This window comes from Litoribrevibacter euphylliae, assembly GCF_042646085.1.
GTDB lineage: Bacteria > Pseudomonadota > Gammaproteobacteria > Pseudomonadales > Litoribrevibacteraceae > Litoribrevibacter > Litoribrevibacter euphylliae.
Genome location: NZ_JBHRSZ010000007.1, coordinates 20,098 through 35,168 on the forward strand (window position 1 = coordinate 20,098; position 15,071 = coordinate 35,168).

Below are 15,071 nucleotides of genomic sequence, written 5' to 3' on the forward strand. Positions count from 1 at the left end.
AGCCCTGACAATAGCCAGGGCTTTTTCCTACCAGAGAAACAATCTCTTTGTAGTGCTTAATCGTCTAGCATCGCCTTGTCACGAACCGCACCTTTATCTGCACTGGTTGCGAATTTAGCGTACGCCTTCAACGCAGTGGTTACACGGCGAGGACGATCTTCCACAGGCTTCCAGCCCTTCTGATCTTGCTCAGCACGACGTGATGCTAGCTCGTCATCGCTTAACTCCACATTGATCGTACGGTTTGGAATATCAATCACGATGGGATCCCCATCTTTCAGCAAACCAATAGCGCCACCCGCAGCCGCTTCCGGCGAACAGTGACCAATGGAAAGACCGGATGTACCACCGGAGAAACGACCATCGGTTAGCAGTGCACAGGCCTTACCCAAACCTTTCGACTTAAGATACGACGTTGGGTACAACATCTCTTGCATGCCTGGGCCACCTTTCGGGCCTTCGTAGCGGATGATCACAACATCGCCTTCTTTCACTTCGTCATTTAGAATGCCACTGACTGCGGTATCCTGAGATTCAAAGATCTTAGCCTGGCCGTGGAACACTAAAATCGACTCATCAACGCCTGCGGTTTTCACCACACAGCCATCTTGAGCAATGTTGCCATAAAGCACCGCCAATCCGCCTTCTTTAGAGAACGCATGTTCCATGCTACGGATACAGCCTTCAGCACGATCACCGTCTAGCGTCGGCCAACGGGTGCTTTGACTGAATGCAGTTTGCGTCGGAATACCGGCAGGGCCAGCTTTGAAGAACTTGATTACTTCTTCAGACGGGTTACGCATGATGTCCCACGTATCCAACGCATCTTTCATTGTTTTACTGTGAACCGTCGGCAACTCATTATGCAACAAACCTGCACGATCAATTTCACCCAAAATCCCCATGATGCCACCGGCACGGTGAACGTCTTCAATGTGATACTTTGGAGTATTAGGTGCCACCTTACATAGCTGCGGCACAACACGAGAAAGGCGATCAATGTCTTTCATGGTGAAGTCGACTTCGGCTTCTTGAGCGGCTGCCAACAAGTGCAGAATGGTGTTGGTTGAGCCTCCCATCACAATATCAAGCGTCATCGCATTCTCAAACGCTTTAAAGCTGGCAATTGATCGCGGTAATACCGATTCATCGTCATGATCGTAATAGCGCTTAGCATTCTCAACCACCAAACGCGCTGCTTCCAAGAACAAGTTCTCACGATCCGCATGAGTTGCTAACGTTGTACCATTACCCGGCAGTGACAAGCCGATGGCTTCGGTCAGACAGTTCATTGAGTTCGCGGTGAACATACCAGAGCAAGATCCACAGGTCGGACACGCGCTGCGCTCGTACTCAGCCACTTTTTCGTCAGACGCTGTATCGTCCGCAGCGATTACCATGGCATCAACCAAATCCAGCTTGTGCTCAGACAGCTTAGTTTTACCGGCTTCCATCGGGCCACCAGAAACAAACACCACTGGAATGTTCAAACGAAGCGCCGCCATCAACATTCCCGGTGTGATCTTGTCACAATTAGAAATACACACCAATGCATCTGCACAGTGCGCATTGACCATGTACTCTACCGAATCAGCAATGACCTCACGCGATGGCAAGCTGTACAACATGCCGTCATGGCCCATGGCAATACCATCATCAACTGCGATGGTATTAAACTCTTTGGCTACGCCACCCGCCTTTTCAATTTCACGGGCAACCAGCTGCCCCATATCTTTTAGGTGCACATGGCCCGGTACGAACTGAGTAAATGAGTTGGCAACGGCAATAATAGGTTTATGAAAGTCTTCATCTTTCATACCCGTGGCGCGCCACAAAGCACGGGCACCCGCCATGTTTCTACCATGAGTGGATGTTTTGGAGCGATACTCAGGCATGGATCTTCCTCATCAATTATTTATAGGCCCGATCTTGATCTAAACCGGTTTATATCTCTTGACCGACATTAGAATACTCAAGCACATCAGGACGCATCTGAATAGTTGCGCATAGCATAGCAGACCGCTCCGCACACTCCCAGCTTTTGGTCATTGGTCGTAAATATGATCAGAATCGCTGACTTTTGAAACATTCTGACTATGATAATAAGTTATATTCAGAAGTAGCCTTAATTATGTGACTTATATGACTGAATTAAAAAAACAAATCTCAGCATCACTTCGTAAAGATCTGGAAGCAGGCGAACTGATCCTGCCCAGTCTTCCTGAAGTTGCGATGAAAATTCAGGAAGAGGTGAAGAAAAAATCTTCCACCGCCCACTCCATCGCCAAAGTCATCATGCTCGATCCCGGTTTAACAGCACACTTTCTTAAAGTGGCGAACAGCCCTTTGTATCGCACCCAAAACAGCGTGCAAGGCCTGCCTGAAGCCATCGGTCTAATTGGTATAAATTCTGTTCTGAACATGGCTCTGACCTATACTATGCGTACTATGTTCGTGAACACCGAGGGGCCCTGGAAAAAGGTGCTGATCCATCAATGGAACGAAGCCACCGAGCTGGCAGCCATCGTTGCCGTTTTGGCGGACTATCTGCCTAACTTTAATAGTGACCATATGATGGTCGCTGCCATGCTTCAAAACATCGGCGCTTTACCTTTGATCAATCATTTACAGCATTTCCCTGGCCTAGAGCAAGAAGAAGTGGAAACTCTGGTGGAAGAAAACGCCACCAAAGCAGGCTTAGCTTTGGTCAAACTCTGGGGCTTAGGAAAATCCTTTGAAGATGTCATTAAGGCTCGCCACGACTGGATGTACGAAAGTACACCAGAGCTGGATACAACCGATCTCATCACCATTGCGCGCTATCATTATATGAAAGACAAACAGCGCTTAGAAGATTGCCCCCCAACCAGTGAAATTGCCGCCTTCCGACATCTTGAAGAACTGGATTTCACCGCCGAAATGAGCATGCAATGGATCGACTCTGCACGAGAGAAAATCCGGGCGATTAAACGCATGCTGTGTATGTGAAATGAGAACTCAAAGAGGTGTTAGTAAAGGGGCGTTGATTCGCCCCTGATTTTAATGATCAAAAAAACCGAGGTCTGTCCGTTAAAAATCACTCGGTGAACCCGACAAGGCGAAGTGCATATCCATCATACTCAACGCTCGATGCCCCAGATACAGATGCGTATCCAGCAATTGATTAATCTCTGACGTCGATACCACACTTTGAATTTCAGAGCTGTTCACATGATTTTCTGTGATCAAGATGTAGGTGTCGCCAATACGCTTCAACGTTTCAACCACATCACCAATATCGGCGGCTCTTGCCGTATCTCTGCTGATGCTATAGAGGTTAGCCCTTGAAATCATGATATCTCGCACCGACAACTCAGCTATTGGTGTCGATGTCTTTGTCGCATAAGCCACCGCTTTTTGTCCCATCAAATCACGTTTGGTGACAATGCCGATGATTTCATGCCGACTGTTTTCAACCAAACACACAGACGTTTTCATCGCATGCATCACATGGAGTGTTTGCTGAATACCATCATCGGTGTGAACCGTTACCGGTTTTCGATCAGTAAAAGCATCGACCAATACCGATGCCGGGCTGGATAAAGATAACTTAATATTGGGTAAGGCAACTTTTGTGGACTTGGAAGGCACTTTGTTATTGAGCGAAACGAGTTTCAAAGGCTGATACTGAGTCATTGGGCAGCTCCTGGTTATGATCTGATACGTCTTCCATGACCATCGGATGAGCATCCATAGGGTAATTATTGCCGGAGACGAAAAGGGCTGATTCTTATGAGAATAAACACTTTCGATCAATTTTCAGGATAGACCAGAGCCGATGGCTCTACCTCAAAAAGAAATGCTACAGGGTGTAAATACCGACAAAGGGAGAGCGGTGTTCTCTCCCTCAACCAGAGATAAATTTAGACGACTCGTTCCAGTACGATAAAGCTGTAATCGTAAGGATTTGGGCCGTCGGCCTTAAACTCTTCACGACCTATTTCTTGCCAAGTCGAACGATCAAACTCTGGGAAATAGGCATCGCCCTCAACGTCCGCGTGAACCTGGGTAAGATAGAAACGATCGCATTGATCAAAGGCCATTCCATAGATTTGGGCTCCACCAATGATCATCGCTTCTTCATAGCCATTAATCACAGCCAAACTCTCAGCTAACTCTTTGGCTTGCTCGATGGTCGATACCACGTGAACACCTTCCGGTGCCTCAAAGCCACTGCGACTCAACACGATATTTGGACGACCCGGTAACGGACGACCAATCGATTCATAGGTTTTTCGTCCCATAATGATGGGTTTACCCATGGTGACTTTTTTGAAGTACTTTAAATCTTCCGGTAAGTACCAAGGTAATTTATTGTCTCGACCAATGACTCTGTTTTCAGCCATGGCCACAATCATCGACAGTTTCATTTGGAATCCTTTACAGAACATTACACACTGAATGGGTATTGAATCGGCTCATGACACTGATAACCGATGACTTCAAAGTCATCCAACGTCACCCAGGTTTCAATGTCTTCCAGCGTTTTAATATCCGGGTTAATGTTTAATTGCGGTGCAGGGAAGGGATCACGCTTTAACTGCACATCACGCATTAATTCCAGCTGATCTTCATAAATGTGTGCATTAACAATTTTGTGATACGCCATGCCCGGTTTATGACCCGTAATCTGAGCCACCAGCGCCAACAGCACATAGACTTGCACCATATTGAAATTCAGCCCCAGAGGTACATCACACGAGCGCTGGGTACTGTTAAGATATAAGGTGTCGCCCAACAGCGAAAAATGATGACTGTACATACACGGACGCAAACAGCCCATGTGGAAGGCACCTGGATGATAGAAAGTGAGAATTTCACCACGATCGTCCTGACCGGCTTTCAGGTCATCAATGATCTTACGCAACAGATCAACGCTACCCCCGTCAGGTTTTGGGAAGTTACGACCAATGGCGCCATACACTAAGCCCATATCATCCTCGCCTTTACGATACTCGCTGGCTAGCCAAGCTTGGTTTTCATTGGCGTTGGCATCCCAAGTCTTGGTACCCAACTTACGAAAATCTGCTGCGTTATCGTAACCGCGTAAATAACCAATAATTTCAGCAATGGCCGACTTCCAAAAGCTCTTACGTGTCGTCACCAAAGGAAACTCATTGGCGCCCACATCGTAAGTCAGGTCGGCATTAATCACCGTCAGACAACGCTTACCGGTTCGGACGTTATCAACCCAAACCCCTTCCTCAACAATTCGGGAACATAAGTCGAGATATTGCTTCATCTGAAATTATCCTAATTCTATTTAACGGCCTGAAAATGAGCTGCGAATTGTAGCATGAGGCGGGGGATTCACCCCACCTCTGAATCGAGTATAACGACTAGGCGGCACTCGTTTGCTGAGCCTGTTTTTTGTAACCAATCACCATAAAGGCTACACCGATCAAAATCATAGGCGTCGATAGTACTTGCCCCATGGTGAGCCAGTCACCGTATAAGTAGCCCAGTTGCTCATCCGGCTGACGAACGAACTCGACAATAAAACGAAATACCCCGTAACAAGCCAAGAAAAGCCCGGACACCACCATGCGCGGACGTTCTTTCGATGAGAAGAACCAAACAATCAGGAATAAAGCCACCCCTTCTAGCGCAAACTGATACAGCTGTGATGGGTGGCGCGGCAAATCCCCCGCTCTTGGAAACACCATCGCCCAAGGCACATCCGTTACACGCCCCCAAAGTTCACCACCAATGAAGTTACCAATACGGCCGGCACCTAAACCAATCGGGACCACAGGCACAATAAAATCCATCAGCTCAAAGAAAGTCTTATTAATTTTGCGACCGTACAAGGTCAGCGAAATCATCACTCCCAGCAAACCACCGTGGAAGGACATCCCCCCCTCCCAAATGGCGAATAACGACAAGGGGTCTTGCAGAAAGTGGCTAAAGTTGTAAAAAAGCACATAGCCGATTCGACCACCCAGTATCACACCCAACGCACCCCAGAACACCAAATCCGAGATTTGATCTTTGGTGTACTGGCCGTTTCTCTGAGCTCGGTAATTCAAGAGGAAGTAGGCGGCAGCAAAGCCCAGCAAATACATCAAACCGTACCAATGAACTTTTAACGGCCCTAGTTCAATGGCCACTGGATCAATAGAAGGGTAAGCAATCATAACGTCCCTGCGTTGTTAGTTAGATAGAAGTTAGTAGATAGAAAGTTGATTAGACTACGACCTTGTTTAAAGTTCGTTAACTGAGTAAGAAACGTGTACCCACCACGACTAATAAACAAGCAAAAGTTCGCTTCAAAATCAGTGGTGGTAAGCGATGAGCCAGTTTAGCGCCCTGACGAGCAAAAAACACACTGGTCACCACAATACCGAAGAACGCAGGCCAATACACGTAACCGGAGGTCCACTCAGGCAATCCGGCCTTATCCCAACCGACAACGACATTGGTTATCGCGGCAATGAACGCAATCGGAAAACCAATCGCCGCCGCAGTTCCCACAGCCCGCTGCACTTTTAAATTACACCAAGTCAGGAAAGGCACAGAAAGCGTACCGCCACCGATGCCAAAAATCGCCGACGCCCAACCAATGAAACTACCGACCACGCCTAAGCCGAATGAGCCCGGTAATTGTCGAGACGGTTTAGGGCTTAATTGAAACGCCATCTGCGCCGCAGCACACAAGGCAAAAGTTCCGATAATTTTCTGAAGATGTTCACCGCTTAATTGATCCGCCGTCGCCACACCCAGAGCAGAACCAATTACGATACCCACGGAGATTTTCTTAAAGGCGGGCCAATCCACCCCGCCTTTTTGATGATGGGTACGAATCGAACTCATCGACGTGAACACAATAGTTGCCAACGATGTCCCGACCGCGAGATGAGTTAATACCTCTGGGCTTACTTGCTGCGCCTCAAAAGCCAAAACCAAGGCCGGTACGATGATCATACCGCCGCCGATACCAAACAAGCCGGCCAACAGTCCAGCTATGGCACCGACCAACAAATAGACCAACAAAACCATAAAGAAGTCCTTTCGGTTACAATAAAAAGCTGGTCATTATTACACTGATTTTTCTAAGATAGAACGAACAATCAAGAGAATAATTCACCGAAAACGGGATACGCGTTATGTGTTTGGTCGCCCTTGCCTACAAAGTTCACCCAGACTACCCGTTAATTCTGGTGGCCAACCGCGACGAATATCATCATCGCCAAGCCCATCCTGCTCATTGGTGGCCGGATGCTCCAAGTGTTGTGGCAGGAAAAGACCTTAGCGCAGGCGGCAGCTGGATGGCTTCAGATCATTATGGCCGACTCATCTGTTTGACCAACGTTCGCATCGGTCGTGCACCCCAAGCAGAACAAGCTCTATCTCGCGGTAAGATTGTCAGCGATTACATCGTCCAGAACATTCCCGCCAATAAATACCTCACGCAACTGAGCGATCGCAGCCACCTGTTTAACCCGTTCAATTTATTGGTTTTTGAAAACGACAAGCTCTATTACTGCAACAGTTTAAATCGGGGGCATATGAGTTTGCCGCCAGGGCTGTATGGATTGAGCAATGCCTATCTCGACACCCCGTGGCCAAAAGTACAGGCCACCAAAGCACATCTCCAGCACGCAATCATTGACGATGACATCAGCCCTGACCATCTTACCAACACCTTGGCCGACCGCACGCCTTATGCTCATGAATTACTGCCGGATACGGGTATCCCCAAAGAACTGGAGCACTTATTGTCTTCGGCCTTCATTGTCAGTCCCACCTACGGCACCCGTTGCACCAGCGTGTTTTGGCAGGATCAAAAAGGAAAATGCTACTTTCGGGAAAGTAATTGGTTTGCAACTGGTGAACTGGCGGCGCAACACGAGTTCTCGTGGAAAGCCAAAGAGTTCCAGCACACAGAGCCGCAACAGCCGCTTCGAAAACCTTATCCGCTGTAACCGCGTGTGACCTAGCTCCCATTACTGTCTCCAAGTCATTCACAAAACAGATGCGAATTGATTCAAACTGTTACTGAAAACTCCGGCACAAACGGCTTTTACCTGTCCATAATAAATACATGACTGAGCGAAAAAGATTTGAAATGCATCCAGGCGCTTTGATTTCTTGTGTGTTGGTACTGTGTACCAGCGCCTTTGCCTTTGCTTTGTCGGCGGCCACCCAAATAAAGCCAGTGCTGCCTTCAAATGTTGCAGAGAAATACCTGTCGACATTACTCACAGATTATCAGGAAAAGTTTCAGTACAGCGCACTGCAACAACCTCGACGCGTTGAGCAGTTCTATCATCGAATGAATCACCAAACCATCTGGTTTGATCATTATCAGTTAACCTCTGCCGGGGAGGCTCTCATTCAAGCCATTAAGGAAAATGCCGTCGATCAACCAGGCGACTACCCCTACCACGCAGAGCATATTCTTTATCGGCTACAAAGCCTGCAGACCCATCCCAGAGAAGTAACACATCTCGATGTGTTAATGACCGATGCCTTTTTGTCTTACGCCAACGACGTTTTATCCGGCGATTTGATTCCAAACCAGAATGAACCCGATCACCCAGCCATTCTGAAAACGGCCTCATCGAACAATGATGACATGCTAGTGCCTTTTCGTTCTAGCAATGCAGACACTCATACCGAAACAAATGCTCTTCTGGAAAATACCTTAAACCGAGATCAGCTACTGCCGTTGATCAAGCACACATTAACCCCGCAACATCAAGGTTATATCAAACTCAGAAAGGCACTGGATCACTACCTCAAATTGGCCCAAACCGGCTCCTGGGAGGCCTTTGAAAACACAGATAACATTAAAATGGGCGATCATCACATTCAGGTAACCCGGTTAAAAGAGCGGCTCGCGTTATTGGGTGACTTCTTTAACCATAACTTCCAGATGATTCCTGCCAGAGACTTTCTCAATGAAGCCGCTCGGGATTTCAACACGCCAATGAACTTTCCTGGCAATCAATGGCAGGCACACCAAGACTACTTTGATGCAGACCTTTCCGAAGCCCTAAAACAATTTCAGCAACGCCACGGGCTTCACCCTAACGGCGTGTTGGACAACGCCACCAGAGAACAACTCAATATCACGCCCGATCAAAGAATTCGCCAGATTGCCATTAACATGAAGCGCTGGCGTTACCTGCCCAGTGAGCTGGGAAATCGCTATGTGATGGCGAACATTGCCGACTATTCACTAAAAGTGATCAACGACGACAAAACCACCTTGGAGATGGATATTATTGTCGGCAAAGCCAGTCGCAGAACACCGATTCTGGTACAGAGCATAAGAACCTTGGTGTTAAATCCAAGTTGGGCGATACCACCAAGAATTGCACGCACCAGCATTCTGCCCCATGCGAAGCGAGATCCATCCTACCTTAAAAAACACAACATCGAACTGGTTCGAGGCACAGGCCCACAACGTACCGTCATAGATCCAGAGACCCTTGATTGGGAAACCATCAACATCTACAAATTCCCATATCGACTGGAGCAGAAACCCGGTCGCCGAAATTCGTTGGGCGAAGTTAAATTTCCACTGAATAACGACTTTGCCATTTACCTGCACGACACATCGCAGCCTAAGTTGTTTGATCGATCAATGAAAGCGCTTAGCTCAGGTTGTGTCAGAGTATCGAAACCACGCGAACTTACGGCAGCATTGCTTGAAGATAACCCTGGCTGGGATAAAAAACGAATTGCTAGAGCCCATCGCAGCAAACGCACCATGTATCTAGGGCTGAAACAGGAAACACCCGTTTACCTTATGTATTGGACGGCCTGGGTGGATGATCAAGGCATGATTCAGTTCAGAGAGGACATCTACAATCGCGATCATCACACCGATTACGACACTTACGCCTCGACTATAAGTATGTAGGTCTACTCACTGGAAACTAATCACGACAAAACATTCACGAGCAAATAGTCACGACAAAAATACCCACGGGAAAAGAACCGCCGCCGTCGAAAAGACATCGTTTAAGAAGCTTTTCTACCACCTTTGGGGCGAATAAAGGAAAGGACACCAGCGTCTTCTAACGCCAGTTCAATAATACTGTGAATAACTTCCGGGCTGTCAGCAATCATCACCCGAGCCAATAACTCTTGCGACCAGCTATGGGTGATGTTGCGTACCACATACTTCACTTTTGGCAAGCTGGCCGAGTTCATACTCAAAATGTCATACCCCATCGCCAGAAGGATCGGCGCCGCAATGGGATCACCGGCCAATTCACCACAGATGCTGACAGGCACGCTTTCCATGTGCGCGTCTTCAGAAATCTTTTTCAATGCCTGCAATACGGCAGGGTGATAAGAATGATAAAGATCGGCGACTCGGGCGTTGTTGCGATCTACCGCTAGTATGTATTGGGTCAGGTCGTTACTGCCGACCGAAATAAAATCGACCAACTGAGCCAACTCACGGGTTTGATAAACCGCAGCAGGTACTTCAATCATCACACCCACTTCTGGCATGACCACATGGAAGCCTTCTTCACAGACCTCATGATACGCACGATGGATCAGACGCATTGCCTCTTCCACCTCCCCGGTACCTGTGATCATGGGAAGCATGATTCTAAGGTTGTTCAAGCCTTCCGACGCTTTCATCATGGCTCGAACCTGAACTAAGAAAATCTCCGGATGATCAAGCGTAATACGAATACCACGCCAGCCTAAGAAGGGATTATCTTCCTTAATCGGAAAATAACTGAGCTCTTTGTCACCACCGATATCTAAAGTACGCATGGTCACCGGGCTCGGGGCAAACGCTTTCAACTGCTCACGGTAAGTGTGCATTTGCTCTTTTTCGGTCGGAAAGCGGTCTTTGATCATGAACGGCACTTCGGTGCGATACAGACCAACCCCTTCAGCACCGCGATCCAAAGAACGAAAAACATCGGCCATCAAGCCGGTATTCACCCAAAGCTTCAAACGACGACCGTCTTTTGTTTCACATGGCAGGTTCTTTAGCGTGTCCAGTTCGCGAACTAGCTCTTTCTCTTCTTCTACAATGCTTTGGAAGTTCTCTAACAGCTGATCAGAGAATAAGGTGAACACTTTACCGCGGTAGCCATCAATGATGATTTTCTTACCATCCAACCGGGAATACGGTAATCCCTGAACCCCCATAATGGTTGGGATACCCATAGCCCGTGCCAAAATCGCGACATGAGAGTTACTGGAGCCTTCAACCGACACGATGCCCTGCAGCTTTCCTTTGGGAACTTCGGCCAACATTGTGGGAGTAATTTCCTCACCCACCAAAATCGCATCATCAGGGTAATCAATCGGAGCGACTTTCGCCGACTGCATGTATTCCAGCAAACGAATTCCCATGTCACGAATGTCCGTGGCTCGCTCTCGCAAATATGGGTCGTCCATCACACTGAAGTGCTGCTCGTACTGACGAATCACCTGAGATAATGCACCTTGCGCCCACTCACCGGATTCAATCTTTGACAATACCTCAGAACCCAAGGCCTCGTCATCGAGCATATTAAGGTACACATCGAACAATGCTTGCTCTTCAGGGCGAAGCTGGTCGGCAAGTTTATCACCGGCCATACGAATGTCTCGTCGTACCGCTTCTAACGCTTCTCGAAAGATTTTTTGTTCGGCGTTAATATCCGCTGCAGGCTTGCTGGGTACAGAATCTAAATCCGCAGAGCGAATCATCACTACAGCATGACCAATCGCAATACCGGGTGAGCCTGATACCCCTTTAAACTGCTGATCTTTTTTGATCTTGGTTTTCTTGTCGTGCTTATTAAATTCATTGATCTTACCGGTGGCTTCGGCATGAACAATTACACCTGCTAACTGAGCAGACATAGTGACAAGAAACGCTTCTTCGCCTTCATCAAAGCGTCGCCGATCCCGTTGCTGAACCACTAGTACGCCTAGCACGCGACGATGATGAATAATAGGAACGCCTAGAAACGAGTGAAATTGCTCTTCCCCCGTTTCAGGAAAATATTGATAGTTCGGATGCTCTGGCGCATCTTCGAGGTTAATCGGTTCTTCCCGAACGCCAACTAAACCGGCCAAACCTTGTGCAGAACTGAGTTTTACATGACCAATTGCAGAGCGCTTAAGCCCTTCAGTGGCCATCAGTACATATTCATGGGTATCCGGTTCCCACAAATAGACAGAACACACTTGGGTATTCATAGCCTCTCGAACACGGCGCACAATAATATCCAGAGCAGATTGCAAATCCCCTGCGGTATTAACTTCCTGTACTATGCCCCTGAGAGTTTTAAGCATTCGACCTTATTCTCAAACCGTGTTCATTAAAAACGCCAGGCTAATTAAGTAAAGCTGATCGAAAGAGTTTCGCTACTGCCAATTAAGGCTGAATTAAACGCACTTTAGGCGCCAACTCTTTCAATGCTTTTCGATATACCTCTCGCTTGAACGTCACTACCTGATCCAAAGGATACCAGTAGCTTACCCATCGCCAACCATCGAATTCAGGATTCCCCGAATAGCCAAGATTGACTGATGTATCATCACTCACCATTCTTAACAGAAACCATTTCTGTTTCTGACCAATACACACGGGCTGACTGTTATAGCGCACCATGCGTTTTGGTAACCGATATCGAAGCCAGCCGCGTGTACACGCCAGTACTTCCACATCATGTTCTTTCAGCCCGACTTCTTCCTGAAGCTCTCGATACAGTGCATCTTCGATAGATTCGTCGTGCTTGATCCCTCCTTGAGGGAACTGCCAGGCATCTTGACCGATTCTCCTAGCCCAGAGTACCTGGCCATGATCATTCGATAGAATGATGCCTACATTTGGCCGGAAACCGTCCGAATCAATCACAAAAATAACCCATTAAAAGTCTAGCTCAATATATTCACCTGCTGGCTCGCCGGATTAGGACCTAACGGACAGACAAGATGAACCCATAATTCATCTAAAATACCGTATCTACAAACTAGCCACAACCTGAAAGCTATCGGATTCAGATGCAAATCACGCGCAAGTAAGTTCCTTATAAGCAAAATAAACACCGAAATAGTGACTCAAGAGAGATTACTCATCAGCGTCGCCCAAAATACTTGAATGTCACTAATTTGCAGCAAGTAACCTGTTTAATGCAAAATACCGAGTTATTGAGTAATTCTTTCCGAGCTTTTCAGATTGAGCATTAAACAATGTAATTCTCAAGACTGGTAAAAGTTAAATACCATTACTGTAAACCTGTTAACCGTTTGGGAGTCACTGTGGCTTTAGCAATTTTCGATTTAGATAACACCCTCATCCATGGAGACAGCGATCACGCTTGGGGAGAATTCCTAGTTCAGAACAATTTAGTAGATGGCGATTTATATCGTTCTAAAAACGATGAATTCTATCGCCAATATGTGGATGGTACACTGGACATTCACGAGTACCTTGAATTCAGTCTTTCTGTTTTAACTCAATACAGTTACGACGAAATCACCCAGTGGCGCAAACGGTTCTACGAGCAAATTTTCAGTAAGATGATGCAACCTAAAGCCGCAGAACTACTGAAGCGCCATCGTGATAATGGCGATTATCTGCTCATCATCACAGCCACTAACTTGTTTGTGACTGAGCCAGCCAAAACCCTCTTGGAAGTCGACGACATCATCGCCCCCACCCCGGAGTTTGTAGATAATCAATACACAGGAAAAGTCACTGGCACTCCAAGTTTCCAACATGGTAAAGTCATTCGACTGAATGAATGGTTAGAAGACAATAACCACTCATTGGAAAATAGCTTTTTCTACAGTGACTCACATAATGACTTGCCTTTGCTAGAGTTAGTGGACAACCCTATTGTGGTAGATGGCGACCATCACTTATTAAAAGCAGCAGAACAACGTGGCTGGCAAAGCATCAGCCTAAGAGACTAAAAAATAACAATGAAAGCGCTTTTTGTTTTACTTTTTGCACTAACCGGATGGATGTTAAGCGGCTGTAGTGAGGACGCACCACCCCCCTCATCAAGCACTCAAGCCGTCCAAAAGCAAGAACAGAAAGCGTCGCCTCTGCAAGCAGATTTAACGGTTTTGGCGGAACACAGTTTTCGCCAGACCACCGAACTACTGCACCTTGGCCACCAACTGCATATCTCTATTCGGGATTTTCTGAAAACCCCGTCCGAACAGTCTCTAACCGTAGCCAAACAAGCCTACTCATCGTTACTGCAGCAATGGGTTCAATCCCTTCCTTATATCAACATGACAGCGCTGACCACCAGCGGTGCCCCCTTGATGAATCGCCTGGAAAAACTCCCTATGCTACCGGGCTATCTTGATCAAATCCCCGACTACCCTTTTAGCGGATTGGTTCACGACATTATGCTGCCCATAGAGTCGGATAACCTGATGCGCTTGCACACGTTAGATAATGACGAGCAGGTAATTTTTGGCCTCTCTGCAATAGAGTTCTTACTCTTTGATCATTACCAGGCGGATCACTATAAAAAGTTTCTACCTATGACCTCGTTGTCACAAGAAGAGCAGCAAGAACAAATCCAGCTAGAGCAACTACCCAACAATCGCCGCCGAGCATTACTCTTGTCTCAAGCAAACCAATTAGTCGAAGATCTCTCGGAATTACACAAACGTTGGCTCAGTGAAGGCGGCGATGATTCGAAACGGCTGATTTCTTTAACCGATAAAAACCTGAAACTAGCACTTTCCAGCAGCCTTAAGAAAAACACACAGCTCATTCTGGACGCGTTAAACAGCGTGCAGGAAAAACCGTTAATGCTTGGTCGTGCACACTTTTCCAGAGAAGAAAAGGCGCTGTTAAATACCGGAGTATCGAGCCTGAAAGCGTTTCATGAATCCATTCAAGCGATTTGGCAAGCCTACCCTCAAACGGAAAAAGATGAATTTGATGGGGTCTTGGAATCACTGCTGGAACTGCATGAACAGTACACAGAAGACCCAAGTAACAGCTTATTGCTGGAACTCGCCAGTAATCGCTGCAACCAGCTGCTTGAAATTTCTGACGATTTAAGTTTTGAAGAAGCGCCTGAATAACAACT

Annotated in this window: 13 protein-coding genes; 5 read left to right on the forward strand and 8 right to left on the reverse strand. The window is 47.1% G+C overall.

Annotated features, from left to right (window positions below; translation table 11 throughout):
• Positions 1 to 56: 56 nt before the first annotated feature.
• A complete protein-coding gene (gene ilvD, locus ACFOEK_RS15530) occupies positions 57 to 1,895 on the reverse strand; it encodes a dihydroxy-acid dehydratase (protein ID WP_386722380.1) in 1,839 nt (612 codons plus the stop codon).
• 247 nt (positions 1,896 to 2,142) lie between these two features.
• On the opposite strand from ilvD, the gene ACFOEK_RS15535 reads away from it, so the two are divergent.
• The gene (locus ACFOEK_RS15535; RefSeq protein ID WP_386722381.1) at positions 2,143 to 2,988 is read left to right on the forward strand and encodes an HDOD domain-containing protein; all 846 of its coding nucleotides are present in this window, start codon (positions 2,143 to 2,145) and stop codon (positions 2,986 to 2,988) included.
• 81 nt (positions 2,989 to 3,069) lie between these two features.
• On the opposite strand, the gene ACFOEK_RS15540 is transcribed toward ACFOEK_RS15535, so the two are convergent.
• The 5 genes from ACFOEK_RS15540 to ACFOEK_RS15560 all read right to left on the reverse strand — a co-directional run bounded on the left by ACFOEK_RS15540 (position 3,070) and on the right by ACFOEK_RS15560 (position 7,038).
• Positions 3,070 to 3,675 (reverse strand): CBS domain-containing protein, encoded by a 606-nt coding sequence (locus ACFOEK_RS15540; RefSeq protein WP_386722382.1) that lies wholly within the window; start codon positions 3,673 to 3,675, stop codon positions 3,070 to 3,072.
• Between the two features lie 227 nt (positions 3,676 to 3,902).
• Positions 3,903 to 4,409: a dihydrofolate reductase gene (locus ACFOEK_RS15545; protein WP_386722383.1), complete on the reverse strand. Its 507-nt coding sequence runs from the start codon at positions 4,407 to 4,409 to the stop codon at positions 3,903 to 3,905.
• Between the two features lie 20 nt (positions 4,410 to 4,429).
• Positions 4,430 to 5,281: a thymidylate synthase gene (locus ACFOEK_RS15550; protein WP_386722384.1), complete on the reverse strand. Its 852-nt coding sequence runs from the start codon at positions 5,279 to 5,281 to the stop codon at positions 4,430 to 4,432.
• A gap of 97 nt (positions 5,282 to 5,378) precedes the next feature.
• Complete coding sequence (lgt, locus tag ACFOEK_RS15555) at positions 5,379 to 6,176, reverse strand: prolipoprotein diacylglyceryl transferase (RefSeq protein ID WP_386722385.1); 798 nt, start codon at positions 6,174 to 6,176, stop codon at positions 5,379 to 5,381.
• Between the two features lie 76 nt (positions 6,177 to 6,252).
• Positions 6,253 to 7,038 carry a sulfite exporter TauE/SafE family protein gene (locus tag ACFOEK_RS15560; RefSeq protein ID WP_386722386.1) on the reverse strand — a complete coding sequence of 262 codons (786 nt, stop codon included), beginning with the start codon at positions 7,036 to 7,038 and terminating at the stop codon, positions 6,253 to 6,255.
• A 107-nt stretch (positions 7,039 to 7,145) separates the two neighbouring features.
• Here ACFOEK_RS15560 and ACFOEK_RS15565 point away from each other — a divergent pair, with 107 nt between their 5' ends.
• Together ACFOEK_RS15565 and ACFOEK_RS15570 are read left to right on the forward strand one after the other, a co-directional pair.
• Positions 7,146 to 7,964, forward strand: a complete 819-nt coding sequence (locus ACFOEK_RS15565; protein WP_386722387.1) for an NRDE family protein — start codon at positions 7,146 to 7,148, stop codon at positions 7,962 to 7,964.
• A gap of 143 nt (positions 7,965 to 8,107) precedes the next feature.
• The gene (locus tag ACFOEK_RS15570; RefSeq protein WP_386722388.1) at positions 8,108 to 9,910 is read left to right on the forward strand and encodes a L,D-transpeptidase family protein; all 1,803 of its coding nucleotides are present in this window, start codon (positions 8,108 to 8,110) and stop codon (positions 9,908 to 9,910) included.
• Between the two features lie 101 nt (positions 9,911 to 10,011).
• Here the strand turns inward: ACFOEK_RS15570 and ptsP are convergent, their stop codons facing one another.
• Positions 10,012 to 12,303: a phosphoenolpyruvate--protein phosphotransferase gene (ptsP, locus tag ACFOEK_RS15575; RefSeq protein ID WP_386722389.1), complete on the reverse strand. Its 2,292-nt coding sequence runs from the start codon at positions 12,301 to 12,303 to the stop codon at positions 10,012 to 10,014.
• A gap of 82 nt (positions 12,304 to 12,385) precedes the next feature.
• Entirely contained in the window at positions 12,386 to 12,868 is a 483-nt protein-coding gene (locus ACFOEK_RS15580) for an RNA pyrophosphohydrolase (RefSeq protein WP_386722390.1), read from the reverse strand.
• Positions 12,869 to 13,272: 404 nt separating this feature from the next.
• On the opposite strand from ACFOEK_RS15580, the gene ACFOEK_RS15585 reads away from it, so the two are divergent.
• Both ACFOEK_RS15585 and ACFOEK_RS15590 read left to right on the forward strand, forming a co-directional pair.
• A complete protein-coding gene (locus tag ACFOEK_RS15585; RefSeq protein ID WP_386722391.1) occupies positions 13,273 to 13,929 on the forward strand; it encodes a histidinol-phosphatase in 657 nt (218 codons plus the stop codon).
• A 9-nt stretch (positions 13,930 to 13,938) separates the two neighbouring features.
• Complete coding sequence (locus tag ACFOEK_RS15590; RefSeq protein WP_386722392.1) at positions 13,939 to 15,066, forward strand: imelysin family protein; 1,128 nt, start codon at positions 13,939 to 13,941, stop codon at positions 15,064 to 15,066.
• Positions 15,067 to 15,071 lie beyond the last annotated feature (5 nt).

What these genes read in the sequence shown, in the direction of transcription:
- ilvD (WP_386722380.1), bottom strand. Translation starts at nt 1,895, where the DNA reads ATGCCTGAGTATCGCTCCAAAACATCCACTCATGGTAGAAACATGGCG.
- ACFOEK_RS15535 (WP_386722381.1), top strand. Translation starts at nt 2,143, where the DNA reads ATGACTGAATTAAAAAAACAAATCTCAGCATCACTTCGTAAAGATCTG.
- ACFOEK_RS15540 (WP_386722382.1), bottom strand. Translation starts at nt 3,675, where the DNA reads ATGACTCAGTATCAGCCTTTGAAACTCGTTTCGCTCAATAACAAAGTG.
- ACFOEK_RS15545 (WP_386722383.1), bottom strand. Translation starts at nt 4,409, where the DNA reads ATGAAACTGTCGATGATTGTGGCCATGGCTGAAAACAGAGTCATTGGT.
- ACFOEK_RS15550 (WP_386722384.1), bottom strand. Translation starts at nt 5,281, where the DNA reads ATGAAGCAATATCTCGACTTATGTTCCCGAATTGTTGAGGAAGGGGTT.
- lgt (WP_386722385.1), bottom strand. Translation starts at nt 6,176, where the DNA reads ATGATTGCTTACCCTTCTATTGATCCAGTGGCCATTGAACTAGGGCCG.
- ACFOEK_RS15560 (WP_386722386.1), bottom strand. Translation starts at nt 7,038, where the DNA reads ATGGTTTTGTTGGTCTATTTGTTGGTCGGTGCCATAGCTGGACTGTTG.
- ACFOEK_RS15565 (WP_386722387.1), top strand. Translation starts at nt 7,146, where the DNA reads ATGTGTTTGGTCGCCCTTGCCTACAAAGTTCACCCAGACTACCCGTTA.
- ACFOEK_RS15570 (WP_386722388.1), top strand. Translation starts at nt 8,108, where the DNA reads ATGCATCCAGGCGCTTTGATTTCTTGTGTGTTGGTACTGTGTACCAGC.
- ptsP (WP_386722389.1), bottom strand. Translation starts at nt 12,303, where the DNA reads ATGCTTAAAACTCTCAGGGGCATAGTACAGGAAGTTAATACCGCAGGG.
- ACFOEK_RS15590 (WP_386722392.1), top strand. Translation starts at nt 13,939, where the DNA reads ATGAAAGCGCTTTTTGTTTTACTTTTTGCACTAACCGGATGGATGTTA.